26 protein-coding genes, 3 tRNA genes and 1 other annotated feature are annotated in these 24,225 nt (G+C 62.8%); of the genes, 14 read left to right on the top strand and 15 right to left on the bottom strand.

What is annotated here, in order from left to right:
- Nucleotides 1-13: 13 nt before the first annotated feature.
- Complete coding sequence (locus tag ACOZ9V_RS05710; protein WP_434594370.1) at nucleotides 14-1,081, top strand: permease; 1,068 nt, start codon at nucleotides 14-16, stop codon at nucleotides 1,079-1,081.
- Nucleotides 1,082-1,122: 41 nt separating this feature from the next.
- Here ACOZ9V_RS05710 and ACOZ9V_RS05715 read toward each other — a convergent pair whose 3' ends face one another.
- From ACOZ9V_RS05715 to rarD, 4 genes are all read right to left on the bottom strand, one after another.
- A complete protein-coding gene (locus ACOZ9V_RS05715; protein ID WP_139468594.1) occupies nucleotides 1,123-1,866 on the bottom strand; it encodes a hypothetical protein in 744 nt (247 codons plus the stop codon).
- A complete protein-coding gene (locus ACOZ9V_RS05720; RefSeq protein WP_434594373.1) occupies nucleotides 1,863-2,780 on the bottom strand; it encodes an ABC transporter ATP-binding protein in 918 nt (305 codons plus the stop codon). The genes ACOZ9V_RS05715 and ACOZ9V_RS05720 overlap by 4 nt, the downstream gene beginning before the upstream one ends.
- Before the next feature lie 3 nt (nucleotides 2,781-2,783).
- The gene (locus ACOZ9V_RS05725; RefSeq protein WP_180345613.1) at nucleotides 2,784-3,185 is read right to left on the bottom strand and encodes a GntR family transcriptional regulator; all 402 of its coding nucleotides are present in this window, start codon (nucleotides 3,183-3,185) and stop codon (nucleotides 2,784-2,786) included.
- Between the two features lie 188 nt (nucleotides 3,186-3,373).
- Nucleotides 3,374-4,285: an EamA family transporter RarD gene (rarD, locus tag ACOZ9V_RS05730; RefSeq protein ID WP_434594376.1), complete on the bottom strand. Its 912-nt coding sequence runs from the start codon at nucleotides 4,283-4,285 to the stop codon at nucleotides 3,374-3,376.
- Between the two features lie 179 nt (nucleotides 4,286-4,464).
- Between rarD and ACOZ9V_RS05735 the strand changes: the two genes are divergently transcribed.
- Together ACOZ9V_RS05735 and ACOZ9V_RS05740 are read left to right on the top strand one after the other, a co-directional pair.
- Nucleotides 4,465-5,883: an FAD-dependent oxidoreductase gene (locus ACOZ9V_RS05735; RefSeq protein WP_434594379.1), complete on the top strand. Its 1,419-nt coding sequence runs from the start codon at nucleotides 4,465-4,467 to the stop codon at nucleotides 5,881-5,883.
- Nucleotides 5,884-6,113: 230 nt separating this feature from the next.
- Entirely contained in the window at nucleotides 6,114-7,040 is a 927-nt protein-coding gene (locus ACOZ9V_RS05740) for a GTP pyrophosphokinase (RefSeq protein WP_139907277.1), read from the top strand.
- A 95-nt stretch (nucleotides 7,041-7,135) separates the two neighbouring features.
- Here ACOZ9V_RS05740 and ACOZ9V_RS05745 read toward each other — a convergent pair whose 3' ends face one another.
- The gene (locus ACOZ9V_RS05745; RefSeq protein ID WP_167194552.1) at nucleotides 7,136-7,627 is read right to left on the bottom strand and encodes a YajQ family cyclic di-GMP-binding protein; all 492 of its coding nucleotides are present in this window, start codon (nucleotides 7,625-7,627) and stop codon (nucleotides 7,136-7,138) included.
- A gap of 160 nt (nucleotides 7,628-7,787) precedes the next feature.
- On the opposite strand from ACOZ9V_RS05745, the gene ACOZ9V_RS05750 reads away from it, so the two are divergent.
- Nucleotides 7,788-7,869, top strand: a tRNA-Tyr gene (locus ACOZ9V_RS05750).
- Between the two features lie 135 nt (nucleotides 7,870-8,004).
- Nucleotides 8,005-8,535 carry a DUF1992 domain-containing protein gene (locus ACOZ9V_RS05755; protein WP_434594383.1) on the top strand — a complete coding sequence of 177 codons (531 nt, stop codon included), beginning with the start codon at nucleotides 8,005-8,007 and terminating at the stop codon, nucleotides 8,533-8,535.
- Here ACOZ9V_RS05755 and ACOZ9V_RS05760 read toward each other — a convergent pair.
- The 3 genes from ACOZ9V_RS05760 to ACOZ9V_RS05770 all read right to left on the bottom strand — a co-directional run bounded on the left by ACOZ9V_RS05760 (nucleotide 8,450) and on the right by ACOZ9V_RS05770 (nucleotide 12,429).
- Complete coding sequence (locus ACOZ9V_RS05760; protein WP_434594386.1) at nucleotides 8,450-9,829, bottom strand: acyltransferase family protein; 1,380 nt, start codon at nucleotides 9,827-9,829, stop codon at nucleotides 8,450-8,452. The genes ACOZ9V_RS05755 and ACOZ9V_RS05760 overlap by 86 nt on opposite strands.
- A 141-nt stretch (nucleotides 9,830-9,970) precedes the next feature.
- The gene (locus ACOZ9V_RS05765; RefSeq protein WP_434594388.1) at nucleotides 9,971-11,185 is read right to left on the bottom strand and encodes a M20 metallopeptidase family protein; all 1,215 of its coding nucleotides are present in this window, start codon (nucleotides 11,183-11,185) and stop codon (nucleotides 9,971-9,973) included.
- Between the two features lie 71 nt (nucleotides 11,186-11,256).
- The gene (locus tag ACOZ9V_RS05770) at nucleotides 11,257-12,429 is read right to left on the bottom strand and encodes a hypothetical protein (RefSeq protein WP_434594391.1); all 1,173 of its coding nucleotides are present in this window, start codon (nucleotides 12,427-12,429) and stop codon (nucleotides 11,257-11,259) included.
- A 149-nt stretch (nucleotides 12,430-12,578) separates the two neighbouring features.
- Here ACOZ9V_RS05770 and ACOZ9V_RS05775 point away from each other — a divergent pair, with 149 nt between their 5' ends.
- The 3 genes from ACOZ9V_RS05775 to ACOZ9V_RS05785 all read left to right on the top strand — a co-directional run bounded on the left by ACOZ9V_RS05775 (nucleotide 12,579) and on the right by ACOZ9V_RS05785 (nucleotide 13,687).
- Nucleotides 12,579-13,379 (top strand): glycerophosphodiester phosphodiesterase, encoded by an 801-nt coding sequence (locus tag ACOZ9V_RS05775; RefSeq protein WP_181271802.1) that lies wholly within the window; start codon nucleotides 12,579-12,581, stop codon nucleotides 13,377-13,379.
- Between the two features lie 134 nt (nucleotides 13,380-13,513).
- Nucleotides 13,514-13,586: transfer RNA gene (locus ACOZ9V_RS05780), tRNA-Thr, on the top strand.
- Between the two features lie 27 nt (nucleotides 13,587-13,613).
- A tRNA-Met gene (locus tag ACOZ9V_RS05785) sits at nucleotides 13,614-13,687 on the top strand.
- A gap of 74 nt (nucleotides 13,688-13,761) precedes the next feature.
- Here the strand turns inward: ACOZ9V_RS05785 and ACOZ9V_RS05790 are convergent.
- Nucleotides 13,762-14,286 carry a tyrosine-type recombinase/integrase gene (locus ACOZ9V_RS05790; protein WP_434594394.1) on the bottom strand — a complete coding sequence of 175 codons (525 nt, stop codon included), beginning with the start codon at nucleotides 14,284-14,286 and terminating at the stop codon, nucleotides 13,762-13,764.
- A 161-nt stretch (nucleotides 14,287-14,447) separates the two neighbouring features.
- On the opposite strand from ACOZ9V_RS05790, the gene ACOZ9V_RS05795 reads away from it, so the two are divergent.
- Nucleotides 14,448-15,704 (top strand): IS30 family transposase, encoded by a 1,257-nt coding sequence (locus ACOZ9V_RS05795; protein WP_434594397.1) that lies wholly within the window; start codon nucleotides 14,448-14,450, stop codon nucleotides 15,702-15,704.
- 154 nt (nucleotides 15,705-15,858) lie between these two features.
- Here the strand turns inward: ACOZ9V_RS05795 and ACOZ9V_RS05800 are convergent, their stop codons facing one another.
- The 4 genes from ACOZ9V_RS05800 to ACOZ9V_RS05815 all read right to left on the bottom strand — a co-directional run bounded on the left by ACOZ9V_RS05800 (nucleotide 15,859) and on the right by ACOZ9V_RS05815 (nucleotide 17,794).
- Complete coding sequence (locus tag ACOZ9V_RS05800; protein WP_167194571.1) at nucleotides 15,859-16,065, bottom strand: integrase core domain-containing protein; 207 nt, start codon at nucleotides 16,063-16,065, stop codon at nucleotides 15,859-15,861.
- Nucleotides 16,050-16,781 (bottom strand): IS3 family transposase, encoded by a 732-nt coding sequence (locus tag ACOZ9V_RS05805; RefSeq protein WP_434594399.1) that lies wholly within the window; start codon nucleotides 16,779-16,781, stop codon nucleotides 16,050-16,052. The genes ACOZ9V_RS05800 and ACOZ9V_RS05805 overlap by 16 nt, the downstream gene beginning before the upstream one ends.
- Nucleotides 16,689-16,817, bottom strand: a sequence feature (AL1L pseudoknot). It overlaps the preceding gene by 93 nt.
- Nucleotides 16,778-17,089, bottom strand: coding sequence for a transposase (locus ACOZ9V_RS05810; RefSeq protein WP_434594402.1), 312 nt, complete (start codon nucleotides 17,087-17,089; stop codon nucleotides 16,778-16,780). It overlaps the preceding feature by 40 nt. Before ACOZ9V_RS05810 ends, ACOZ9V_RS05805 begins: the two co-directional genes overlap by 4 nt.
- A gap of 216 nt (nucleotides 17,090-17,305) precedes the next feature.
- Entirely contained in the window at nucleotides 17,306-17,794 is a 489-nt protein-coding gene (locus tag ACOZ9V_RS05815) for an FBP domain-containing protein (protein ID WP_139907991.1), read from the bottom strand.
- Nucleotides 17,795-18,317: 523 nt separating this feature from the next.
- Between ACOZ9V_RS05815 and ACOZ9V_RS05820 the strand changes: the two genes are divergently transcribed.
- Complete coding sequence (locus ACOZ9V_RS05820) at nucleotides 18,318-18,617, top strand: hypothetical protein (RefSeq protein WP_434594406.1); 300 nt, start codon at nucleotides 18,318-18,320, stop codon at nucleotides 18,615-18,617.
- On the opposite strand, the gene ACOZ9V_RS05825 is transcribed toward ACOZ9V_RS05820, so the two are convergent.
- Both ACOZ9V_RS05825 and ACOZ9V_RS05830 read right to left on the bottom strand, forming a co-directional pair.
- The gene (locus tag ACOZ9V_RS05825; RefSeq protein WP_434594409.1) at nucleotides 18,589-18,858 is read right to left on the bottom strand and encodes a hypothetical protein; all 270 of its coding nucleotides are present in this window, start codon (nucleotides 18,856-18,858) and stop codon (nucleotides 18,589-18,591) included. The two genes, ACOZ9V_RS05820 and ACOZ9V_RS05825, sit on opposite strands and share 29 nt — an antisense overlap.
- A 119-nt stretch (nucleotides 18,859-18,977) precedes the next feature.
- Nucleotides 18,978-20,093: an FUSC family protein gene (locus tag ACOZ9V_RS05830; RefSeq protein WP_434594412.1), complete on the bottom strand. Its 1,116-nt coding sequence runs from the start codon at nucleotides 20,091-20,093 to the stop codon at nucleotides 18,978-18,980.
- 273 nt (nucleotides 20,094-20,366) lie between these two features.
- On the opposite strand from ACOZ9V_RS05830, the gene ACOZ9V_RS05835 reads away from it, so the two are divergent.
- The 4 genes from ACOZ9V_RS05835 to ACOZ9V_RS05850 all read left to right on the top strand — a co-directional run bounded on the left by ACOZ9V_RS05835 (nucleotide 20,367) and on the right by ACOZ9V_RS05850 (nucleotide 24,209).
- Nucleotides 20,367-20,549, top strand: coding sequence for a hypothetical protein (locus tag ACOZ9V_RS05835; RefSeq protein ID WP_181271796.1), 183 nt, complete (start codon nucleotides 20,367-20,369; stop codon nucleotides 20,547-20,549).
- Between the two features lie 351 nt (nucleotides 20,550-20,900).
- Nucleotides 20,901-22,091: a M20 metallopeptidase family protein gene (locus ACOZ9V_RS05840; RefSeq protein ID WP_181271795.1), complete on the top strand. Its 1,191-nt coding sequence runs from the start codon at nucleotides 20,901-20,903 to the stop codon at nucleotides 22,089-22,091.
- A 116-nt stretch (nucleotides 22,092-22,207) separates the two neighbouring features.
- On the top strand, nucleotides 22,208-23,167 hold the full coding sequence (locus tag ACOZ9V_RS05845; RefSeq protein ID WP_434594415.1) for a squalene cyclase: 960 nt from the start codon (nucleotides 22,208-22,210) through the stop codon (nucleotides 23,165-23,167).
- A 94-nt stretch (nucleotides 23,168-23,261) separates the two neighbouring features.
- Nucleotides 23,262-24,209 (top strand): intradiol ring-cleavage dioxygenase, encoded by a 948-nt coding sequence (locus tag ACOZ9V_RS05850; protein WP_434594418.1) that lies wholly within the window; start codon nucleotides 23,262-23,264, stop codon nucleotides 24,207-24,209.
- Nucleotides 24,210-24,225: the final 16 nt, after the last annotated feature.

The raw sequence follows: 24,225 nt of genomic DNA on the forward strand, positions 1-24,225 counted from the left end.
AGGACATACCGCGATGACGCATACCTCGGCTTCGGTACCGATTCGGACTCCGCAGAGGCTCAGCGCCGCCGACTGGATCGGACTCGGCATACTCGCGGTGCTGCTCGTCGTCGGCCTGAGCTGGTCGAAATGGCTGCCGTACTGGGACAAGGCCTGGACGATGAGCCGGACGTCCCTGTGGGACGGTACCCCGCTGTTCGACGCCGCCGGAGACACGGTGTCGCTGTCGGGCGCGTGGGACTTCACGCTCGTGTACTTCACCGCCGTGTGGAAAGCGCTGCTGGTGGCACTGCTCGTCGCGGCGGCAATCGACGCACTGGTGCCGCGTGACTGGCTGCTGAGGCTGCTCAACCGCCGCAGCCACACAGGTCAATCCCTCGTGGGTGCCGCCTTGTCGATGCCGTCGATGATGTGCACCTGCTGCGCGGCACCGGTGGCCGCAGGCCTGCGGGACTCGGGTGTGCGCCGTTCGGCAGCTCTTGCCTATTGGGTGGGCAATCCGCTGCTCAACCCCGCGGTCATCATCTTCTTGGCCCTCGTCCTGCCGTGGCAGTACATGGCGGTGCGCATCGTCTTCGCGCTCCTCGTCGCGGTCGGTGCCGCCGCGCTCATCGGACGGTGGGTGAACGGCCCCGCCGAGGCGGCACCCGAGCCCGCACCCGCCTCGGCGAATCTGCTGTCTCTGCCCACGCGCTATCTGCGGTCCTTGGCCAGGTTCACCCTCATCCTCGTGCCCGAACACCTCGCGCTCGTCTTCGTCATCGGACTCATCGCACCGTGGCTGACCGGTGTCTTCGGGCTCGAAGCCCAATTGGGTGCCGGTGCCGTCCTCATCGTGGCGGTTGTGGCGACCCTATTGGTCATCCCCACCGGCGGAGAGATCCCGATCATCCTCACCCTCGTTCCCCTTGGGGTCGGGGCCGGTGTCACGGGTGCTCTGCTCATCGCCCTGCCGGCGCTGAGCATCCCGTCGATGGTCATGGTCGGACGGGCCATGGGGTGGAAGACGACAGCAGCGATGGGTGCGGCCGTGGCGGTTGCCGCGATACTGGCCGGGGGAGCACTGGCCCTGCTCAGCTGAGCTGCCGACCGCGGCGCCGCCTCGGTGAGGGCGATAGCGGACTATGTCGTCAGGCGGCGCAGGGTGAGGTACGAGCCCAGGGCGAAGATCACTGTCAGCCCCAGCGCCCACAGGGCCAGGCCGATCGCCTGCGCACCCACGATCGCTGCCCACACTTCGGGCCAGGCCCGATTGACGTTGATCCACGCAGCCCCGGCCAACAGAGCCAAGGCGATGCCGGTGAGAGAGATCGTAAGGATGAGGGCGCCGGCGCGTTTGTAGAAGATCGCAAACCAGAAGCCGAGGACGAAGCACAGCATCGTGAGCACGAAGTAGACGAACCCGGCACCGAGCGGGCCGTGTTCCCACACCCACGACAGGTAGGCGAAGTAGCCGCCTATGCCATAGCCGTCGGTGGCCTGTTCGATGAGTCCCAGGAGGACGAACACGGATGAGACGCCCGCGGCGCTGATCGCCGCGGCGGTGAGGGAGCCGAGGCAGAATTCCCGTCGGGTGAGGCTCATCGCCTGGGAGAAGTAGAACGTGAGGTTCACCGCCTGTGCACCGACGACGGCGAAGTACCACAGCGGCGCTTGCGAACCACCGCTGTATTTGGGGGAGTCCACGCCTGCGGAGGCGATGATCCAGTGGATGATGAGCGTGATGAGCCACGCGGCGACAAGAATGAGCAGAGGCACCCAGACGAAGGTCTGCGTGTTCGTGAACTGCAGACGGACGACGCCGAGGATCCGGTTCTTCGGTCGCGATGTGCGGGATCCGGGCGGATGGTCGATGACGGCGGTCATGATTGCAGGCTCCTTGAGTCGGTCTCCGCTGCCGCTGTCTCGGCGAGATCTGCCTGGGTGCTGCGGACGACGAGCTGTTGCAGCGAGACGGGAGTGAGGTCGAGGTTGGCGTCGGCGATGAGTTCGCGATCGGCATTGCTGAGGTGGCCGAGCATCGTCACCGAGGCGACTCGGCCGAGTGATTCGCGGTGGATGACTTCGCGACCGGCGACGAGCCGATTGATCGAGTCGGCATCCCCGACGACGTTGACCGCGCGACTGCGGACCTCCTCGGTGGTCTCATCCATGATGATCCGGCCGCGGTCGATGACGATGACCTTCTCGATGAGATCGGCGACCTCGTCGATGAGATGGCTCGAGAGCACGATGGTGCGCGGGTGCTCGGCGTAGTCGGCGATGAGACGGTCGTAGAAAGTCTGCCGGGCAACGGCGTCGAAGCCGAGGTAGGGCTCATCGAAGAACGTGATCTCGGCCCGGGAGGCGAGGCCGATGATGACTCCGACGGCCGACTGCTGACCGCGGGAGAGCTTCTTGATCGGCGTCTTCAGCGGCAGATCGAAGTCCGAGACGAGTTGGTCGGCGAAGTCCTGATCCCAGTGGGGGAAGAACAGGCGGGCGTTGGTCAGAGCATGCCGGGCGTTCGAGTCGTCCGGATACTTCTGGCTCTCACGGACGAAGCACATGCGATTGAGTACGCGGGCGTTCTCGTACGGGTCCTCCCCGAAGACCTCGACGTCGCCGCTGGTCGCGAAGTTCTGGGCCGTGAGGATGGACATGAGGGTGGTCTTGCCGGCGCCGTTGCGTCCGAGCAGGCCGTAGATCGAGTCCTCGTCGATGCTCAGGCTGACATCGTCGAGGGCGGTGGTGGTCTTATACGTCTTGGTGAGGCGGCGGACCTCGACGACGGCGTTCATGGGTCATCCCTTCGCTGCGGTCGGATCGAGTGCGGTGGTCAGGTGGAGTTCTCGGGAGCGCTCTTCGATGAGCGCGATCACGTCCTTCGACCCCAGCCCGAGGCGATTGGCCTCGTTCAGCAGGGGGCTGATGAAGTTCTCGGAGAAGGTGGTCCGGTGTTCGTTGATGAGCAGAGCGCGGGCCCCCTCGGTGACGAACATTCCGATGCCGCGGCGCTTCTCGAGCACGCCTTTGTCGACGAGTCGGTTGACGCCTTTGGCGGCGGTGGCCGGATTGATGGAGTAGAAGGTTGCGAGCTCGTTCGTCGATGGTGCTCGGGAGAGTTCAGGCAGGGTGCCGTTGAGGATCGAGTCCTCGACTTTCTCGGCGATCTGTGTGAACAGGGGTTTGGCGTCGTCGATCACATTCGCCTCCATGTAGGTTGGTTAGTTACTTAACTAATGAACCATGGTGCCAATGGTGGTGTCAAGGGCCGGAGACGATTCGATCGGGTAATCCTGGAACCCGCCCCAATTACTACCTGACGGCGGCTCAGCAACCTCGCGCGAGGTTGCTGAGCCGCCGTCAGGTAGCAATAGAGATGTGTCGGGGGTCAGCGGCGCCGGCTGTGGCGGATCATGTCCGTGCACAACAGGATCACGGCGATCCAGATGACGAAGAACCCGATCCAGCGGGTCGTCGACATCATCTCGCCGAGCACCGTGACGCCGAGGGTGAATTGGATGGTCGGGGTGAGATATTGGAGCATGCCCACCCAGGACAGCGGGATGCGGCGGGCGGCGGCGCTGAAGAGGATGAGCGGGATCGCGGTGGCGGGCCCGGTGATGATGATGACGAAGACGTGCCAGCCGCCGAATCCGGAGAACGTCTGCAGCCCCAGCGAGCCGAGGACGATGAGGTAGATCGCCGAGGGAACGGCGAGGACGAGGCTTTCGACAGTCATGCCTTCGAGTGCGCCGACTCGGCTGCCGACCTTGTTCTTCACCAGCCCGTAGAGGCCGAAGGACAGGGCGACGGTGAACGCGAGGTAGGGGACTCGACCGAGTCCGATGCCGACGATGATGACCGCGAGCAGACCGAAGCCCACGGCCGTCCACTGCAATGGGCGCAGCTTCTCGCCGAGGAAGATCACGCCCAGGCCGATGGAGATGAGCGGATTGAGGTAGTAGCCGAGTGAGATCTCGACGAGCTGGTTGGTTTCGACCCCATAGATGAACGTCGTCCAGTTGATGGCGATGAGCACCGAGGCCAGAAGCAGCAGGCCGAAGAGGCGTGGTGAGCGCAGAATCTGCCAGGTGCGCAGGAACCCGCCGGTGAAGACGAGGAGGATGGCGCAGAAGACCAGCGACCAGATGACCCGATGGGAGACGAGTTCGAGGGCGCCGGTGGGGGCCGCGGCGGCGAAGAGCAGCGGCATCACACCCCACAGCAGGTAGGCGGAGAAACCGTTGATCAGGCCGGCACGGCGAATTGCGCTCTCATCGGGGGCAGGGTTCTGGATCACATGCTTCAGTCTAGTGAGGGCTGGGTTCGGGGGAGCCGGCGGGATCGCCGGTGAGATGGCAGGGCGGTGAGGGGTGCAGTCTGCCGACCGGGCGGCGGTGATGCGAGTTTCGTCACGTCATTGTAAGGATGACCTACATTGACGATAGACTCGATGGGAAAGAACAGAGAGGTGTGAGAATGACTCGTCCCTTCCGGGTGGCCATCGTCGGCGCCGGTCCTGCTGGGATCTACGCGGCCGATCTCATGACAAAGGCGGAACGTGATTTCGATCTGAGCATCGATCTCTTCGATCGTCTGCCGACTCCCTTCGGGCTCGTCCGCTACGGCGTCGCTCCCGACCACCCGCGGATCAAGGGCATCATCAACGCCCTGATCAAGGTCCTCGACCGAGGCGACATCCGCCTGTTCTCCAATGTCGAGTACGGAGTCGACCTCCACCTCGAAGAGCTCACCGACCGCTATGATGCGGTGATCTTCTCCACCGGCTGCTTCGTCGACGCCGCCCTCGACCTGCCCGGCATCGATCTGCCCGGATCCTACGGCGCCGCGGACTTCGTCAACTGGTACGACTCGCATCCCGACGTCCCGCAGTCCTGGCCGTTGGACGCCGAACGCGTCGCCGTCATCGGCAACGGCAATGTCGCTCTCGACGTCGCCCGCGTGCTGGCGAAGCAGGCCGACGATATGCACACCACGGAGATCCCCGATCACGTGTACGAGGGGCTGAAGTCCTCGAAGGTCACCGATGTCCACATCTTCGGCCGTCGCGGACCGGCTCAGGCGAAGTTCACGCCGCTGGAGCTGCGCGAACTCGGCGCCGTCAAGGACGTCGACCTCATCGTCTACCCGGAGGACTTCGAGTTCGACGAAGGGTCGATGCAGGCGATCGAGTCGAGCAACCAGACCAAGCAGGTCGCGAAGACGCTCACAGACTTCACCATGCGCGAACCCACCGGAGCGAAGCGGCGTCTCCACCTGCACTTCCTGCACTCACCGGTCGCCATCCTCGGCGAGGACAAGGTGACGGGGCTGCGCACCGAACGCATGGAACTCGACGGCTCCGGCGGAGTCAACGGCACCGGCAGCTTCCACGATTGGGAGCTCGATGCCGTCTACCGTGCCGTCGGCTATGCGGGCACTCAGCTGCCGCAGCTGCCCTTCGACGATCGCAAGCGTGTGATCCCGAACCACGAGGGTCGCGTCGTCGACTCCGATGATCAGACCAAGGCCGCCGAAGCCGATGTCGTTCAGGGCGTGTACACCACCGGGTGGATCAAGCGCGGACCCGTCGGACTCATCGGCCACACAAAGGGCGATGCGCTCGAGACCATCGGCCACATCCTCGACGACCGTGCCGCCGGTGTGCTCGCCGAGCCGGTGTACCCGGACGAATCGGCCATCATCGAGCTCCTCGAATCCAAGGGCGTCGACTTCGCCGATTGGGAGGGCTACCACCGTGTCGAGGCCGCCGAGAAGGCGGCCGGCGAGGTCGAGGGCCGTGAGCGCATCAAGCTCGCCACCCGTGAAGCCATGCTCGCCGAGGCGCGCGGACACGTCACCGCCGAATCCGTCGGCCAGCCGTCCGCAGGCAGCTGAGCCTGCGGAGCATTTCGCGACATTTCCTCCACTCCTGGGTCATCTGGCACCGGCAGTGACTTCTCTTTCCGTTGCAACGGGGAGACGAGTCGTTGCCGGTGTCTGATGCTTCCACCGCGTAGAGTCGGAGACGTCCAGATCACGCCAGCGCACACCAAGTCATGCCCGCGTGCAGCAGATCGCACCAGCGAGCGTGAACCATTGCACCGAAGGCCGGCAGGGGAGACCGCGTGAGAAACGAATCGCAGCTCAAGACGATCGTCGAACGTGCCTATGTCGAACGGCTCAACGCCTGGCAGACGGCGGCGGTGCGGATCAAACACTGGCTGACCGAACAGCAGAAGGGCCTGCTCAAGGACAAGGACATCTCCCGCCTCGACGTCGATGGCCATCGGATTAAGGACGCGGCACGGACCCTGGCGAAGCTGACGGAGAAGACCGACGACGATCCGGATCTGACGATCACCTCCACCGAGGATGTCGAAGACCAGATCCGCGACATCGTCGGCGTCAAGGTGCTGTGCAAATCACCGCGCGATCAGTCGATGATGTTCGCCGCGCTGCGCGACCCCGATCAGTTGGGCGCCTTCGAACTCATCGAGTGGAAAGACTATACGGACCCGCCGAAGGCCAGCGGGTACCGCGCCTGCCACGTCATACTGCGCATTCCTTCCGACCAGGGGCCTCCTGTCTTCGCCGAGATCCAGGTCAAGACCCGGCTCCAGGACGCCTGGAGCGAACTGACACACGAGGACATGTACAAACCCGGCGCGGCGATGAAGCCGAGCAAGCTGCACGGCGAATTCGCCCGTGCCATGGCGAACATGCTCGCGACCGTCGATGACATGGCCGATACCCTGGCCGTCGAGCTCACCGCGCTGACGAACCCGGAACCCGTCGTCGAACTCGACGAACTGCGGGAACAGGACACGGGCATCGACGTCCGGGTCCGCGCGACCGGCCCGAAATACGCGCTCGCCGTCGACGGTTCGGGACGGCAGGGGCTCATCCCAGCCTTCGCCATCCGTCGCCTCAGCGGCCAGAAGGGCACCATCAAGGTCAACGATTTCATCCACCTCGACGATCGCCTCCGGGCCAGCGTTGAAGAGGACTCGAAAGGTCTGTACTACATCCCGCTCGAGCTCCCCGAACACTGACCGGCCTCTTTCGGGTCACAGCGTTACGGGCGAATACGATACCGGCCCGGTCCGCACTCAGCAGTGCGGACCGGGCCGGCGTGGTGCGCTGGCGATCAGCGGTAGTTCGTGAACTGCAGGTCGACGTCGAGGTCCTGTCCCTTGAGCAGAGCGATGACTTCCTGCAGGTCGTCACGCTTCTTCGAGCTCACGCGCAGCTCGTCGCCCTGGATCTGGGCTTTGACGCCCTTGGGGCCCTCGTCGCGGATGATCTTCGAGATCTTCTTCGCATTGTCCTTGTCGATGCCCTCCTTGAGGGACGCATCGATGCGGTACTCCTTGCCGGAGGGGTACGGTTCGCCGTCTTCCAGGGACTTCAGCGAGATTCCGCGCTTGACCAGCTTCGACTGGAAGACGTCGAGAATGGCCTTGACCCGGTCCTCGCTGTTGGCTTTCAGCTGCACGGCTTCGCCGCTCCAGGCGATCGACGCATCGGTGCCGCGGAAGTCATAGCGGGAGTTGATCTCCTTCGCGGCCTGGTTGAGTGCGTTGTCGGCTTCCTGGCGGTCGACCTTGCTGACGATGTCGAATGAGGATTCGCTGGCCATGAATGCTCCTTTGTCTGCGATCGTTGATGCCCGTCGGAAACGGGCGTGGCTGTTGCCCCCGAGTCTAGTCGAGGCCCCGAACTGTGATCTGCGTCTACCGAGTTGGAGATTCGGGTCCGAGCCTTGTATTCTTTTCAGGTGCTCATCGAGCGCCACCTGCGGCAGATTGCCCGAGCGGCCAAAGGGAGCTGACTGTAAATCAGCCGGCATTGCCTTCATAGGTTCGAATCCTATATCTGCCACGCAGAACGGAGAAGCTCCGTGACCGAGAGGTCACGGAGCTTTTCTCGTTTTCCGCGCTTTCCCTTGCCCGGCGCCCGGCCGACGCCTACCGTGTGAGGACAGGGTGGAAATGCTCCGCCGAGGAGGGCGAACCGATGAGCGATGAAACGGATGACACGCAGTCGCCTCGGCGTCTGAATTCGCTCGAGGACCGAAACGCTGTCGTCGAATCCGCTCTCGACCGAGCCATCAAGCGCGGTGATTTCGATGATCTGCCGGGTCTGGGCAAGCCGTTGTCCGGGTTGCACAGCTCATCTGATCCTGATTGGTGGATCAAGCAGAAGATGGATACCGAAGGCATCAACGGCGTCGCTCCGGCGGCGTTTCAGCTGCGCAAGGAGAACGCCGTCCTCGAAGACACGGTCGACGTTTTCTCCACCGAGTCCGAGGTCCGCGACTACCTCGCCGGCTTCAACGCCCGGGTGCGCGAGGCCGTGATGGATCTGCGCGACGGCCCGCCCGTGTTCACTCCGCCCCGCGATGTGGAGAAGGAGATAACCGCATGGCGGCGGCGTCGGAATGCGAAGAAGAACGACACCGTCACCGAGGCGGAACCGGGGGACCAGCCCGCCGCTCCGGAATCGGTGGGTTCACCTCGGCGATGGTGGCATCGTTTCCGTCGCTGATGCGGGAACGAGCGGTGGCGCTGTCTTCAGTGAGGTTGACTGCGATCGTGGTGCACACCAGGCCGAGGATGGCCAGTGGCAGGTCGAGTCCGTAGCTCGAGATCGCCAGGGATTGGACGACGAAGAGGGCAACGGCGGTGACGGTGACGGCATCGGAGGGCCACCTCGGGGAGAGAACCGGGCGGGGGCTCTCCCAACGTTTCGTGATCGTCGAGATCGCCCACACGACGAGCAGGACGGCGATGACGAAGACCGGACGGGTCAGCCACCAGGCTCCGGTGCCGGGATCGGGCATCGGCAGCCACAGCAGCTGGACTCCGGTGAGCAGGACGATCGCCGGCACGTGCCATAGGTAGACGGACATGAGTCGGCTGCCGAGGAAGAACACGATGGCCTGGGCGAAGCGACGGTCCATGATCGCTGTCAGCGGTCGGTGGAACAGGGTCAGCAGGGCGGCTTGGATGACGGCGAGGACGGCCAGCGGCAGAGTCGGCGGCCATTGGTTCGTGAGCATGGACGCCGAGTACTCACCGAGGATGACGAGCAGTCCCAGGCAGGCGAATCCGGCGACGATCATGACGAGGTTCCACCAGCGGAGACGGGAGAACCAGCCGTCGCGCAGGCAGAAGCCGATCTGCTGGGCGAAGAGCCAGACGAAGCCAACGTTGGGCAGTCCGAAGAGTTCGTCGCCGATGCCGTAGCCGTCGGCGGGGATCCGATCGAGTCCGAGGCTTTGGATGCCGACGACGAGGCGGACGACGTCGACGAAGAACGCTCCGGCGAAGAGGACGACGAGGGCCAGCCACGGATTGCGTTCGTGCCAGCGAATCATCCAGGGTGCCAAGGCCTGGGCGAGAGCGTACGCGGCGAGGAACCACAGGACGGAACCGACGGGGACGGCGATGGCATCGGCCAAGTCCGGGTCGACGCCGAGGACTAGGACGGCGGTGAGAGCGGCGGTGAGGACGATGAATAGCGGCAGCGCCGGAAGCGCGAGGCGTCGCAAGCGGGTGCGGACGAAGGTCGAAGCCGATTCGCCGCGACGTTGTGCAGATTCCCAGCCGACCTTGGCTGCGAATCCACCGACGACGAAGAACATCGGCATGATCTCGGCGATCCAGGTGGCCGGGGCGAACCAGCGCTCGCCGGAGACCGGGTTGATGATGAAAGGTGAGCCGTCCGGGTTGCGGCCGACCCCGACGAGCAGGAGGTGGACGAACACGACGACGAGCACACAGACGACGCGGGCGAGGTCGAGGGTGAGATCACGGTGGCGGGGGATCGAAGTGTTCACAGTGTCTACGGTAGGTGGGTTCGCGCCTTGGCGGGTGGCGACGATGTGTCAGATCAGTTGCATCGCTGCGGCGGGGGAGTGCGGGCCCGCAAGCGTGTTGTTCGCCGGCAGCCGCACAGCGTCGTGCTTCCCCCCGCGCGGCTATGACATTCGCGTCGCCTTCGCCAGTCGTTCGATCGCGAGGTGAGCAAGAAGCGCCGCTTGATCGCCGAGAACCGAATCGTCGAAGATGACGAAGGGGGAGTGGTTGTTGCCCTGGCGCTCTGCTGGAACGTCCGTGCGCTCGGCGCCGAGCATGAGATACGTGCCCGGCACCGCGGCTAAGACGAAGGAGAAGTCCTCACTCGGCATGATCGGCTGTTCGAGGAGCTTCACCCGATCCTCGCCGAGAAGGACTCGGAGTTCTTCCATGGCCCATGCGGTCTCGTCATCGTCGTTGACCGTGACCGGGTACTGGACATCGAAGTCCACTTCGGCGCTGCATCCATGGGCGGCGGCGATGCCGTCGGCAAGCTGCTTCGAGCGGGTGCGGACGATGTCGAGTGATGAGTCCGACAGTGTGCGCACAGTCGCACCCAAGGTGGCCGAGGCGGGGATGACGTTGATCGCGTCCGAGGCGCTCAACTGGGTCACTGACAGCGCGATGGGGTCGAAGGCGTCGATGCGGCGGCTGACCATATTCTGCAGGGCCGTGACTAGTTCGGCCAGCGCCGGCACCGGATCGACGGCGGTCTGCGGTTGGGAACCGTGACCGCCGCGTCCGTGGATCGTCACCCGCAGTGTGTTCGAACCCGCTTGGAGGGTGCCCGGCCGGGTGGCGACCACGCCGCGCGGACCGGGGAGCACATGCGCCCCGAATGCAGCGATCACCCGCGTCCCGGCTGCGTCGAGCACGCCTTCGTCGATCATCACCGACGCTCCGTTCCAGCCCTCTTCCCCGGGCTGGAACATGAAGACGATGTCCCCGGCAAGCCGGTCGCGCAGAGCGTGAAGGAGTTGCGCGGCTCCGACGAGTCCGGCTGTGTGCAGGTCGTGGCCGCAGGCGTGCATGCATCCGTTCGTCGAGGCGAAGGGCTCATCCGTCTCCTCTGTCACTGGCAGGGCGTCCATGTCTCCGCGCAGCAGCACCGCTGGAGCGTCGGCCGGTCTGTTCGGATGGGTTCCGCGCAGAACGGCGATCACCGAGGTGGCGCCCTCACCCGTGGTCACCTCGAGGTCGAGGCCGGACAGGGCGGCCAGGACCACCGCCTGCGTGCGGGGCAGGTCGAGACCGATCTCCGGGTCCGCGTGGAGGGAACGCCGCAAGTTCTGGAGCTCAGGGAGCAGGGTCTGTCCTTGTGCGATGAGATCGTGCATGGGGTCCTTTCGTATGAGAGCCCGGGGTGTGCCGAGGGCCTGGAACTGGCGGGGATTGGGGCCGGTCGGGGTCAGAGCATACTGACGAGGACACTGGCAATGACGACGGACCCGGCGCTGACCGAGGTGAATCCGCCGACGAGCATCGGCGGGAGCATGACATTGAGCAGCGCTTCCTTTTCGTCGTCGTCACGGGCAATGGAGCGTGCTACCTCGTTGGTGAGCAGATAGTCGGCAGGGAAGCCGTACATCGCCGTCAGTGCCACTGACACTCCCAGTCCAGACTTCCAGCGCAGAAGCTTTGTGGCGACGAATCCGCCGAGGACGATGCCGGCGCCGCCGACGATGAGGATCGTGATGGTGGGGACGAATGCGTTGATGACGTCCTGCACCGAGGCGGTCACAAGCGGGGCCATGACGATGGCGATGACGCCGGCCATGGCGATGCCGAATGAGTTCGACCGTTCCATGGCCTTATCGGGGGACAATCCCACCGCAGTGGCGAGAATGCCGAGGATCAGGGCGAGGATCGACGACGGAATATGGGTGGGGACCGCCAGAAGTGTCGCTGCCGATCCGCCGACGAGAATGAGGAAGAGCATGAACAGCTGATTGTCGACGAGGAAGTCGGGAAGGTTGACGAGTTTCTTCTTCTTGGCTGCCTCCTCTTCCTCTTCCTTGTGGGCGCGAGCGAGTTCCTGAAGTTCTCCGCTGTCGCGCAGCTTCTTTGCATAACGACGCAGAAAGTAGTTCGTCAACGGCATCGAGGGCAGTGACTGGAGCATCAGAACAAGCGCGGGAAGAACGATGATCGACGAGGCGGCACCGTGCGCCGTCAGCCCTTCCGTCGTCAAGCTGGTGGCGACGATGCCGCCGGCCAAGGGGCCGGAACCGGCCACGAAGGTCTCGAAACCGAAGAGCGGGGCCACGACAGCCAGGATGAGCAGCACCGCCACGAGCATGCCCGAGACTGCGATGATGACCGAACGCCATTGCTTGAGCATCACACGCAGGGGGATGAGTGACCCCATATGGAAGAGCAGCGGCGCGACGAGGAACGAGTAGGCCTGAAGCAGCAGGGAGTCATCGATGACGGTTTCTGGGACTACGCCGATCTTGGCGAAGATGAAGATCCCGAGCATCGCAACCAGAAGGCTGGGGACACGCGCCTTCGACCAGATCGAGACCAGCTCACCGAGCGCGATGAAGGCGAGGACGATAGCGGCAGCGTAGATAGCTTCCATGGTGTGCCCTTCGAGTTGGGAGTGTGATGCTTCCCACAACCTATCCGTTCAGAATCGGTCTGTGGGGGATTCGACCGGAGTTTCCGATAGTTGGGACTTCTGACGTCGTGCAGGCAGTGGAATGAGGGCTCAGGGCATAGGCTGAAGCCATGAGTTTTCTGCAGTTCCTCCACGAACGGGGCATCGTCGAGCGCCCCGGATCCGGAAGTCGCCCACTGGTGATCGCGCACCGCGGCTATTCGGCTGTTGTGCCCGAGAACAGCCTCGCCGCGGTCGACGCGGCGCGCGCCCTGGGGGTCGACTTCATCGAGGTCGACACCTCGACCAGCGCCGACGGTGTTCCCGTGATCCTCCACGATCCGGATCTGGACCGAACCACGAATCGCAGAGGTCCCGTCGTCAATCTCACCGCCGAAGAGCTGTCGTTCGTCGACGCCGGTTCGTGGATGGGCCCCGGATTCAACGGAGTGCGCATCCCGACCCTGTCGGCCGTGATGAGGGATATCCAGCACCGAGGCGGGGAACTCCTCCTTGAGCTCAAAGGGGAGTGGTCATCGGGTGCGGTGGCGAGGATCTCCGAACTGGTGGTCGAAACCGGGATTGCCGACCGGATGATCGTCCAGTCGTTCAACATCGAGACGCTGGAGACCTGTCGGGACTTGCTGCCGATGGTCGCTCGCTTCCTTCTGCGCATGGTTCCCAAGCCCGAGGACATCGAGGTCGCTCGCGAACTCGGGGCGGTGGCGATCAATCCTTCGTACAAGGGATTCTCGATGCGCAAATCGGTCGTCACAGAGATCATGGACAACGACCTCGGCGTTTTCGTCTGGACTGCCGATGAGATGAACGAATGGCGGGAACTCCTCGGTGCCGAGGTCGATGGGATCATCACGAACCATCCGGGTCGACTGCAGGGATTCCTGGCCGGGCGATTCGACCCGGTGAAATAGATGCTTTCGCTAATGGCACCGATGCGGGGTAGGGATCGGTGGACGTTTTCGCCTCCGATTCCAGGGCGTGTGAGTGACGTCACTGAAATCCGATTTGCCCAGAGCGAGCGAACCCGTGTAAATTCTTACCTGTTGCCCCGATAGCTCAGTCGGCAGAGCATCTCCATGGTAAGGAGAAGGTCAAGGGTTCGATTCCCTTTCGGGGCTCTCGTGCCGCCTAGAATGCGGTGCTGGGGCGGGGTAGCTCAGCTGGTTAGAGCGCACGACTCATAATCGTGAGGTCGGGGGATCGAGTCCCCCTCCCGCTACCGATAAGCCCCTCACCAGGGATTGAGTCCCGGTGAGGGGCTATTTTTCTGCCCGATTCCCGACATCTATGCGGTTACGATGCGCTTTGAAACCATTCGTCGAGCACCCCAACCACGCCCTGCGGCCCAATACTGAGCTTCTGCACATAGTGCTTCGCAGTCACTCCCACCTCCGAATGCCCGAGCTGCTGAGACGCATTGTCGAGGCCGTCCGAACTGTATATCGTCGTCGCGACGGTCTTGCGGATCGTCTTCGGCGTCACCCAATCTAGTTCCGCGATCTTCCGCACTTGCCGGAAGTGAACACGGTACGCCGACGGGTTCCGCCACGTCCCCACCTCGGACGCGAACACTGCCTCCGATTCGGGAAGGAACTCGCGCTCCGCGGCCTTCCTCCGCAACGCCTCCGCCGCAATCGACGGGAGGTAGAGGGTCCGTTTCGAGGTCTCCGACTTCGGCGCCGGTTTCCAAACCACGCCTTGGCCATTCGCCTGTGTTACGGTGCCCATGACTGACACTGTCGGCACTTCCGCGTCGAGGTCGATGTCCTGCCATCGAATGCCGAGCAGTTCGCCGGTGCAAACGCCGGTGCCGAGCATGACGTCGATACTGTCGAGGATGTCGCGCCGGTACGGCCTGAATGACTTATGTGGGGTCGCCTCCCACTGTCGGGCCGGGCGGTTTCTAAGTTCTAGTGCAACACCCGGTCTGACCAGCACTATCAGACCGGGTGTTTCCACTGAACGAAGGAACACCCCCAATGACCTCGCAACCCAGACGTCCACGATTGCCCTTCGACGTCCTCGACGAACTCTTCTGGCTCCTCCTCGAAGACATACCACGATCATCGATTGCTGACCGCCTCGGCATCAACATCAAAACCGTCGCCCTGTGGGCGCGGCGACTCGGGTTGCCTGACCGCCCGCCCGGCAGAATACCGACTATGCCGACCACCATCGTTGCTGCCCCGGCACCACGCCACCGTGCTTACCATCGCCTGACGGTCGCTGATCGGATGACGATCCAAGCCGGCCTGCAATCAACCCCACCCTTGTCGATGAGAACCATCGCGACCCAGCTCGGTGTCGCCCCGTCAACGGTCTCCCGAGAGATCCGCCGCAACCGCATCATCGAGTACGACAAATCCAGCCCACACCCGGTCTATAGTGCTGCCGGCGCCCACGGCCGCACCTATGCCCGCCAGGCACGCAAGGAGCACCGCAGCAAACGTCTCGATAACCCGTGGCTGCGGGCTCACGTGATCAACGGACTCAACGACAAGTGCTCGCCGGAACAGGTCGCCGGTAGGCTTCGGCGTGACTACCCCGACCGGAAGGACCTGCACGTGAGCCATGAAACGGTCTACCAAGCTCTCTACGTCCAAGGACGCGGATCTCTGCGTCAAGAGCTGGCCGTGGTCAAAGCCCTCCGATCGGGTCGGACGACGAGGAAGCCGCAGTCGAAGTTGCCGCGTCGGTCCAGTCGTCCCTGGCTCGATGGTGCCCTGTTGGTCGACCGTCCCCCGCAGGCTGCTGATCGCAGCGTTCCCGGCCACTGGGAGGGTGATCTCGTCGTCGATTCCCACACCGGTGGCCTGGTCACCGTCTTCGAACGCCGATCCCGGTTCTCGCTGATCCGGAAGTTGCCGAACAACCGCGAATCAGCCACGGTCACCGGGCTGGTCCAGGACATGATCGCGTCCCTGCCCGAAGCGTTGTTCTCAACGCTGACGTGGGACCAGGGCCAGGAGATGGCCGAGCATCTGCGTATCACCGTCGCCACCGACTGCCAGGTGTACTTCTGTGACCCGCACTCACCCTGGCAACGGCCGACGAATGAGAACTCCAACGGACTCATCCGGGACTACTACCCGAAAGGCACAGTCTTCGATGAGTCGATCACCGACGATCAGATTCAGTCGATGCAGGACCAGCTCAACCGCAGGCCGCGGAAGGTCCTCGGGTTCGCGACCCCGGCCGAGGTCCTGGCTGATCTGTTGCATGAGCAGGTAGCCTGAGACCAGCCCAATGTTGCACTAGAACCCTGAGACGGCCCCGCATTGCGCAGCGCTACCACCTCAGCTTGAGTCATGGCTCGCACCTGCCCCGCCTTCGGCTTAATTGGGGAGATGTCAAGCCCCGGGTTTCGTAGAGGCTCCTATTCTTGGTTTCCTAAGCAGCCGCGGGTTCTGTCCCGGACTGGTTGATCCATTCGGAATGGACCTCGACGGGCGGTCGGTAGTTAATCGCTGAATGCAACCTGGACTGGTTGTACCAAGCCACCCACTTCGACGTCTCCGCCATCACCTCGATCAACCCCGACCACCCCTTCCGGTCGATGAGTTCGGCCTTGTAGACCGAGTTCAGCGCCTCGGCCATGGCGTTGTCGTACGAATCCCACGCGACCCCACCGACGCCACGACCTCGGATTCCGCCAGGGTCTCGCCATAGCGAATCGATCGGAATTGCGCTCCGCGATCCGAGTGGTGCACCAGCCCGGAAACGTCTTCACCGGCCCGATATTTCGCAGCGAGAGCCATCGTCAGAGCGTCCCTGGCCAGGGACTCCCGCATGTGGTTCGTCACCTGCCAGCCGACGATCTCCCTGTGGAAGACATCGAGGATGAACGTCGTGTATACCCACCCAGCAGTCGTCGGAACATAGGTGATGTCCGCGACCCATAGACAATTGGGTGCCGGTGCTGCGAACTCACGCTCGACAAGATCATCCGGACACTCCTCAGCCCTAGCCGAAGCCGTCTTCGGGCGCTTCCTCCAGCGTCGAATACCGTCGATGCCTAACTGGCGCATCAACCGCTCCACCGTGCAGCGGGCCACCGGGCCGAACTGATCGGCGTACTCGCGGTTGATCGCCTTCCACATCTTCCGCACCCCGTAACACGAGTAGTTCGCCTCATAGACATCCTGGATGACGACCATCAGCGCCTGGTCTCGGCTGGCCCTGGCCGATGGTTCGCGTTTCTTGAACGCGTAATACGAGCTCACAGCAATCCGTGCCGCATTCCCGGACAGGGCGCGTACGATTGGCTCGACTCCGAACTCGTGACGATTGTCGTCGATGAAGACGACAATCACTTCGATGGGCGGTCGAGCTCCGCCGCGAAGAAAGCCGACGCTCTCTTCAAGATCTCGTTGGCCCGCTTCGCTTCAGCCAACTCCGCCCGCAGCCGACGGTTCTCCGCTTCCAAATCGACTGACTCAGTCGGTGTGGCCTTGCCGGAGTCTTTGTGCTTACGGACCCAGACTCGCAGGGTCTCTTTGCTCAGACCGAGCTCGCCGGCGACACGGGTGATTGCCCCGTCCGCCGTCTCCGGATCGGCCTGAGCATGAATGACGAGTTCGACGGCGCGAGCCTTGAGTTCGTCGGTATATTTCAATGGCAAGAGAGAATCTCCCTCTTCCAATCTCCCTGCCTCTATTATCCCCGGGGCGACTCATCCCGGTCACACCACACTGCGGCACAGGTGCTCATGCTGGGCTCATCGTTGAGGGCATGGCAATAGGGTAGCGGATGCAATGTAGGCCCCCACCGTGGTTACGGCGGGGGCCTACGTTGTTTCATGGTGGGATCGCCGTGGTTTGACGGGCCCGAGTGGGGGCTACTTTTCGCCTAGCACTCTCTTGACGAAGCTGGTGGCACGCTCGTTCAGTTTGTCGACGCGCATTGACACATGGGCTTCGAAGTCATTGTGACCTTCGACTGCGCGTGGAGGATTCCTGACGATCTCGGAGCACTCGAAATTGCCGTGTATGAGCGTCCCGAGCGAATTGCCGTTTCGTCCCGAAGGCCCGGCCTTCTTCGCTGTGAACATCCGTACGCCGGTGGTCTCGTGCAAGTCCTCGCACCAACTGCACATCGCTTGGGACTTCGCCATGGGCACTGCCCTGAGCATCAGTCCGCGTGGGACGTCGTCTACGGGGACGACTATATAGGCCCGTTGAGGAATTTTCGCATCAGCCCAACCAAAGTAGTCGAGCTCGGCCCACTCGATCTCAGCGAGATTGGGTGGCAGTGTGATCTTTTCCACTTCGCGGCGAGAGGTGTTGATAAAGGACTTCTTAATCTGGGTGGCATTGAGTTGCTGCATGACTGGCTTTCTCTGATTTCAGTAGTTGCCTGAAGTTGAATAGCCGTGAAGCCGGTGCAGTTTAGCCTTCGCGCATTCTTGCGGGCAGCTCTTTGGGGGTGCTGGCGGGCTTTGTTCGCACCAAGCATGACCGGTGAACGCGAGTGGCTAACTGAGAATGGTTAGCTTGGCTATCAGCTACGGCAACAGGGAATGGGTAGAGGCTAGGTCGACTGTGTTTAGGCACAGGTCACCTATCACCCGACCGGCTGTGAACGCGGAGTTCGGGTGATTCTAGGGCAGCAGGACTAGAAGCAGGCCACGAGGGCCACCATTCCTTTCTTCCTGAGATTTCAGGTGGTTCGGCGATAGTTTCCGAGTTTGACTATATCCAAGTCCGCGTCACTGGTTCAACATGGTTCTGTTGCGTACTACTGGCGTCGATGCTTTCGGTGGGAAGTCGGTGCTAGCTCGGGTCGCGTGCGCTCGTGTCCGGTTCGGCATTTGGCTGTGGGTGGAGTATGGCGGATGCATAATAGAACACATGATCGAATATGAGGACTACGGCACAGCTACCTGGCGGTACTGGCAGAAGATCCGCAACGACGCCGGCGCCCGCGGTTCCTTCCAGAGCCGTCCGCCCGTGCCGGTGCGTGCTCATGTCATGTTCGAGCGCGACGGTGAAGTATGGCTCGACGGCACCGCGACGCGACTCGGTTTCGATGGTGCGATATTCGTTGAGATCAAAGATCGACGAGTCCAGGCGATCGGGGCGTGGTTGCCGCCGGATGATGTGTGGTGGGAGGGGAAGCCTGTCAGTTCTCAGTTGCGTTCTGCTCCATAAACTTGAGCGCGATCGGGCATGTCACGTTCACCTTTAGCCACCGGCCGCGAGCATCTTCCAGAGCTCGTTTCATAATCTCCTGGCAGTGAGCGTCCTTGTCGGTGTCCTCGATCGCCTCGCAGTAGACGAACATGACTTCGTTGACTTCGTCGTCGATCTTGTAATGCAGCGATGCAACGAGTTTCCCGGGCAGGTACAGGTCGAATTTCGACTGTTCCTGGTTGTTGAGCATGGTGTACACGAGACACACTCCTTCTGTGGAATTGTCAAAGCACTGAATGAAAAAGACTCTAAACTGCTGGTCAGACTGCTGCAAGAGGGGTTTAGAGTCTTCCGACGATCTTCGCAACAGGCACATCTTCAACCCTTGTTCGGCTCTCGAGCTTCTCTGGCAGAGGCAACGTCATCGACGACAACAGCAATATGACGCATGCTCGTGATCAACGCCCCGTAGAGGGGCCACGAAGCAGTCGGGAGATGCTGGTCATCGGAGAGGGCTCTCGCCAGTGAGTCGAGGCGTTCATGCACGGGTTCAACGTCAGAATCGGGATCGCTGATCGAGCGCCCGGCATCTTTGACAATGTTTCCCCACTCGCGGCGAAAGCTGTCATCCCACTCGCCCTCGGCGTACGTCGCGTCGCGGAGCGTGCGCGTCAGATTCCTCAGATGCGAGATCCCTTCATCGACCCGCTGCAGGATATTCTCGTAGCTCGTTTCCTCCGCCTGAGACTGTGCTTGGTTGCGAACCCGAGGACTAAGCGACTTCCTCAAATCGCCTCTCGGGTTTGCTCGCCTGCTTTCCCTTGCGAAGCGAACGGACTGCCATGCTGTGTTGAGCTCGTCGCTCATGGACTCGGTCTCGCGGAACCACTCATCGGCGCGGTCTGTGTCCCAGGAGTCGCTGAACTCGTCGGACATGCTGGTCAGGACGTCGCCCATGCGCCGATTGATACTGTCGACGTAGCGAGAGGCCTGCCGGTCCCGGATCGGGGGAATGATGATCAAGTTGACGGCGAGCCCGACAGCGACGCCCAGCGCGATCTCAATGATTCGTTCTAGAAGGAGGGGCTGCTGACTGTCGAATCCGCTTCCGAGGATGAAAATCGCGGTGGTGGCGATGGCGATCCCCTCGTCTCGGATCCATGTCACCCTGGCTCCGAGAAGACCAACAAAGAGCGCCAGGGCGAACGTCCACAGGCTGACTCCGAGGTAGTTGCCAATCAGGAAGGACAAGCCCACGCCGATTGCAGAGGCCACTGTTGACTGGGCGCCTCGCGAAAGTGATCGGTAGACCGTCGCGTGGACGGTGAGCAGTGCAGTCCATGGCGCGAGGAAAGGCATCGCCGAGTCGAGTATTGCGATTGACAGCCACCATGCTGCCGTTGCCGCGACGACAGATTTGACGATCTGGAGGAGATCGGTCGTGACTTCTGGGCGTTGGAGTAGTTCAGTGATCTTCTTCGTTGGAGTTGGCAAGGTCGCTCCGTTGCAGGTCCGTCGCTGTCATGATTACACGGTAAGCAAAGCTCGGTTTGAGACTAGCATTTGCCCTGGTCGAAGTCGTTTTGCTCTTGACGACTCAGGACTGAATTCGGTCGGCTGAGCGTCCTAGCGTCTCAGGCAACGATGTTCTCGGCAATCAAGGGGTGACGGTAGACCCTGTTCACGAGCACGACTGTCCGAGCGCACTCCTAGCCGAGACCCAGAGGCGTCCTTGGACTCTATTCACGAGCGCCGAAGGAGGCAAACATGACCACCTACGAAGAAGCAATCAAGCGGGCAGCAAAGCCACTCGCGGAGGCGTTCTTCCGCATCCAAGAGGGCACAGCGCGGGAAGCAGCTGAACTCGCCTACACGCCCGGTGGGCCGGGGCTCGACGAGCTCGAGGAGCGCATTCAGGCATGGCGGGACGAGTTCATGGTGCAGGATTAGACGGTTGCGACGATAGGTTCGGAAGTGCCTGCTGATGAGGAGGAAGATGCGTTTACGATGCGCTTTGGGTGGAAGTCGGCGAGACTCGCATTGTCGGGGGACTCGTGCTTTTCTCGTGCATCGTTCCTGGTCAAGCGGTCATTTCATATGCTTTCATGGTCTTTCATGTCCGCTCTGGTTTCGACCAGATTGGAATCGTGAGGTCGGGGGATCGAGTCCCCCTCCCGCTACCGATCAACTCCCTCATCAGGATGACGAATCCGATGGGAAAGTTTCTGTATTCGCGAACTCCTCGAGACGGTATTGCGCGACTCATTCCGGCCGTGCCAGTCTTGCCGAGTGAAGCACACAATGACTCTCGATTTCACCAGCGAAGCCCACGCACTTGCCGATGATCTGCGCGAACTGCGCCGCGACCTGCACCGGGACCCCGAAATAGGACTCGATCTGCCGAAGACCCAACGTCGGATCCTCGACGCCCTGGAAGGTCTGCCGCTTGAGATCACGCTCGGTCAGGAGCTCAGCTCGATCATCGCCGTCCTGCGCGGAGCGCACCCCGGCCCGACGGTGCTCCTGCGCGGGGACATGGACGCTCTGCCCGTCGACGAGGCGACCGGACTCGACTTCGCGTCGACGAATGGGAACATGCATGCCTGCGGGCATGATCTCCACGTTTCCGGACTCGTCGGAGCCGCGAAGCTGCTGTCCGCTCATCAGTCCGAGCTGAAGGGCACGGTGGCCTTCATGTTCCAGCCCGGCGAGGAGGGGATGGGCGGTGCGAAGATCATGCTCGAAGAAGGAATGTTCGACACCATCGGCCAGAAGCCCGATGCGGCTTACGCGATCCATGTGGCACCGGGGGTGCCGGGAACCTTCGTCACCAGACCGGGCACGATCATGGCCGGAGCGAATACTCTGCACGTGACGATGCACGGCAGCGGAGGTCACAGCTCGCGACCGGAAGATGCGGTCGACCCGGTGCGTCCGATTCTCGAACTCGGACAGGCGCTGCAATCGATGGTCACCGGATCATTCAGCGTCTTCGACCCCATCGTCGCCCAGGTGACGCAGTTGGAAGCGGGGGAGGCCGTCAATGTCATCCCCGCCTCGGCGAAGCTCGGAGCTTCTGTGCGCACGCTCTCCCACGAGTCGACGCGTAGGTTCCCCGAGCGCGCCACACAGTTGGCGGAGTCGATTGCGGCCGCACACGGATGCACGGCCGAGGTGGTGTGGACCGAGCAGTATCCCGTCACGGTCAACGACTGCGGCGAAGCCGACTTCGCCCTGAGAGTTCTGGCCGATCGTTTCGGGGCCGAGCTGGCCGTGCAGGTGCCGGACCCGCTCATGGGTTCCGAGGACTTCTCCTTCGTGCTCGAGCAGGTGCCCGGTGCTTTCATGTTCTTCTTCGTGACGCCCGAAGGCATCGATCCGGCCTCGGCGGCGACGAATCACTCGCCAGAAGTTCAGTTCGACGATGCGCACCTGCCCGACCAGGCTGCGGCGCTTGCAACCCTGGCCTGGGAGCGGTCACTGCGCGGATGAGCACCGCAAGGCCGACGACAGCTGGTGAATCCCACTTCGACGGACAGGGGTATGGTCTTCGCGCGATTCGGCGCCTACTCTCGAAGTGACTGTTCGACCGAATTGGGAGATCAACGATGATCAGCACAGAACTGTCCGACTGGCTCCTCGACTCGGACCCGGCCCTGCGCTGGCAGGTCGAACGCGACCTGCACGGAGCAGAGGAGACGACCTGGCAGGAGACCCGCGCACGCGTGGAACACGAAGGCTTCGGCGCAGAGCTGCTGGCCCAGCAAGACCCGGACGGACAATGGGCAGGCGGGGCCTTCTTCCCCTCCGACTTCGCATTCGATGACGACGGATCACAGCCGTGGACTGCGACGACGTGGGCTCTGAAGGACCTGCGCGAGTGGGGACTGACCGCCTCGGCGTTGGAGGGAACGGCAGAGAAACTCGAATCCGCACGCTGGGAATACGAGAATCTGCCGTACTGGGGCGGGGAAGTCGACGTCTGCATCAATTCCTGGACGCTGTCGAACGGCCTGTGGCTCGGCGCCGATGTCGACGGCATCGTCGACTGGTTCCTGGGCCACCAGCAGCCCGACTGCGGATGGAACTGCGAATGGGTCGAAGGCTCGAAGGTCTCGTCGTTCCACTCCACCCTCAACGCCCTCGTCGCGCTGCTCGATTATCAGCTGGCTACGGGCGACGCCGCGCGTGTGCAGGAGGCCCGAGCCAGGGGAGAGGAGTACCTGCTGTCGCGGGACCTGTTCCGCACGCGCAGCACCGGTGATCCTTTCGATGGCCGTGCCCTCGCTCTCTTCCACCCCCGACGCTGGTTCTACGGAATCCTGCCCGCACTCGACTACTTCCGCGAAGCGACGAGCGCGGACGGAACCGGCCCGGACCCGCGGATGGAAGAAGCGGTCGGGATGATCCGAGCCAGACGCTCCGACGACGGCACCTGGACTCAGGACCACCGCCTTGACGGCGACGTCTGGTTCCACGTCGACGCTCCGGTCGGCGAACCCTCGAAATGGGTGACCCTGCAAGCCCAGCGAGTCCTCGACTGGTGGGACGGAACACAAACCGACTGAGCATCCACAGCCGCGGCCCAGAAACGCCACAGTCCCACGCCAGAGCCGGTCACCACGATGGTGTCATCACACATCATCGAAGGAAGGACAGCTCATGGCTCGCGTACCCGAACCGGACCAGACCCCCAACGGACCCGCCTATGAAGGCAGGCTCCTCGACCGTCCCGACGAGGAGGTCGTCGACCAAGGCGCCTCCTTCGACATCCGCACCCTCTTCAGCCGACGAGGAGTTCTCGGGCTCGTCGGCGCCGGTGTCGGCACCATGGCCCTGGCCGCTTGCACCTCCGGGGCCGCGGGATCGACGAAATCGAGTTCGAGCGGCAGCGGATCGGTCACCGAGATCCCCGACGAAACGGCCGGTCCGTATCCGGCGGACGGATCGAACGGACCGGACATCCTCGAAGACTCCGGAATCGTGCGTTCGGACCTCCGCTCGAACATCGACGGGACCGACACCGTCGACGGTGTGCCCCTGACATTCACCCTCAAGGTCACCGATATGGCCGGTGACAATGCTCCATTCGAAGGCGCAGCCGTCTACGCCTGGCACTGCGACGCTCAGGGCCGTTACTCGATGTACTCCGACGGCGTCGAAGACGCGACCTGGCTGCGCGGCGTCCAGGTCGCCGATGCGGCAGGAGAAGTCACCTTCGCCTCCGTCTTCCCCGGCTGCTACTCCGGTCGTTGGACCCACATCCACTTCGAGGTCTACCCGGACGTCGATTCGATCACCGATGCCGAGAACGCCATCACCACCTCGCAGATGGCCCTGCCCGAAGACGCCTGCAACGCAGTCTTCGCCCTCGAGACCTACGACGGATCGGCGAAGAACCTCTCTGCCATCTCCCTCGACGACGACAACGTCTTCGGTGACGACGGAGGAGAGCACCAGCTCGCCACGATCAGCGGCGACACGGACTCCGGATACACCGCCACGCTCGATGTTCCCGTCGACACCGACACCGAACCGACCGGCGGCACAGCCCCGGGAGGCGGCGGTGAAGGACAAGCTCCACCCGACGGCGCCCCCGAAAAGCCCTGACAACTCCGAGAAAGGC

This window comes from Brevibacterium sp. 1718 (genome assembly GCF_051131255.1).
Lineage (GTDB): Bacteria > Actinomycetota > Actinomycetes > Actinomycetales > Brevibacteriaceae > Brevibacterium > Brevibacterium sediminis.

Bases quoted from the DNA above. Each gene is read 5' to 3' on its own strand.
- ACOZ9V_RS05770 (WP_434594391.1), bottom strand. From the start codon at position 12,429: ATGGAAGCTATCTACGCTGCCGCTATCGTCCTCGCCTTCATCGCGCTC.
- ACOZ9V_RS05815 (WP_139907991.1), bottom strand. From the start codon at position 17,794: ATGCAGCAACTCAATGCCACCCAGATTAAGAAGTCCTTTATCAACACC.
- ACOZ9V_RS05735 (WP_434594379.1), top strand. From the start codon at position 4,465: ATGACTCGTCCCTTCCGGGTGGCCATCGTCGGCGCCGGTCCTGCTGGG.
- ACOZ9V_RS05755 (WP_434594383.1), top strand. From the start codon at position 8,005: ATGAGCGATGAAACGGATGACACGCAGTCGCCTCGGCGTCTGAATTCG.
- ACOZ9V_RS05850 (WP_434594418.1), top strand. From the start codon at position 23,262: ATGGCTCGCGTACCCGAACCGGACCAGACCCCCAACGGACCCGCCTAT.
- ACOZ9V_RS05835 (WP_181271796.1), top strand. From the start codon at position 20,367: ATGACCACCTACGAAGAAGCAATCAAGCGGGCAGCAAAGCCACTCGCG.
- ACOZ9V_RS05715 (WP_139468594.1), bottom strand. From the start codon at position 1,866: ATGACCGCCGTCATCGACCATCCGCCCGGATCCCGCACATCGCGACCG.
- ACOZ9V_RS05710 (WP_434594370.1), top strand. From the start codon at position 14: ATGACGCATACCTCGGCTTCGGTACCGATTCGGACTCCGCAGAGGCTC.
- ACOZ9V_RS05795 (WP_434594397.1), top strand. From the start codon at position 14,448: ATGACCTCGCAACCCAGACGTCCACGATTGCCCTTCGACGTCCTCGAC.
- ACOZ9V_RS05765 (WP_434594388.1), bottom strand. From the start codon at position 11,185: ATGCACGATCTCATCGCACAAGGACAGACCCTGCTCCCTGAGCTCCAG.
- ACOZ9V_RS05840 (WP_181271795.1), top strand. From the start codon at position 20,901: ATGACTCTCGATTTCACCAGCGAAGCCCACGCACTTGCCGATGATCTG.
- ACOZ9V_RS05800 (WP_167194571.1), bottom strand. From the start codon at position 16,065: ATGGCCGAGGCGCTGAACTCGGTCTACAAGGCCGAACTCATCGACCGG.
- ACOZ9V_RS05820 (WP_434594406.1), top strand. From the start codon at position 18,318: ATGATCGAATATGAGGACTACGGCACAGCTACCTGGCGGTACTGGCAG.
- ACOZ9V_RS05745 (WP_167194552.1), bottom strand. From the start codon at position 7,627: ATGGCCAGCGAATCCTCATTCGACATCGTCAGCAAGGTCGACCGCCAG.
- ACOZ9V_RS05720 (WP_434594373.1), bottom strand. From the start codon at position 2,780: ATGAACGCCGTCGTCGAGGTCCGCCGCCTCACCAAGACGTATAAGACC.
- ACOZ9V_RS05790 (WP_434594394.1), bottom strand. From the start codon at position 14,286: ATGCTCGGCACCGGCGTTTGCACCGGCGAACTGCTCGGCATTCGATGG.
- ACOZ9V_RS05845 (WP_434594415.1), top strand. From the start codon at position 22,208: ATGATCAGCACAGAACTGTCCGACTGGCTCCTCGACTCGGACCCGGCC.
- ACOZ9V_RS05775 (WP_181271802.1), top strand. From the start codon at position 12,579: ATGAGTTTTCTGCAGTTCCTCCACGAACGGGGCATCGTCGAGCGCCCC.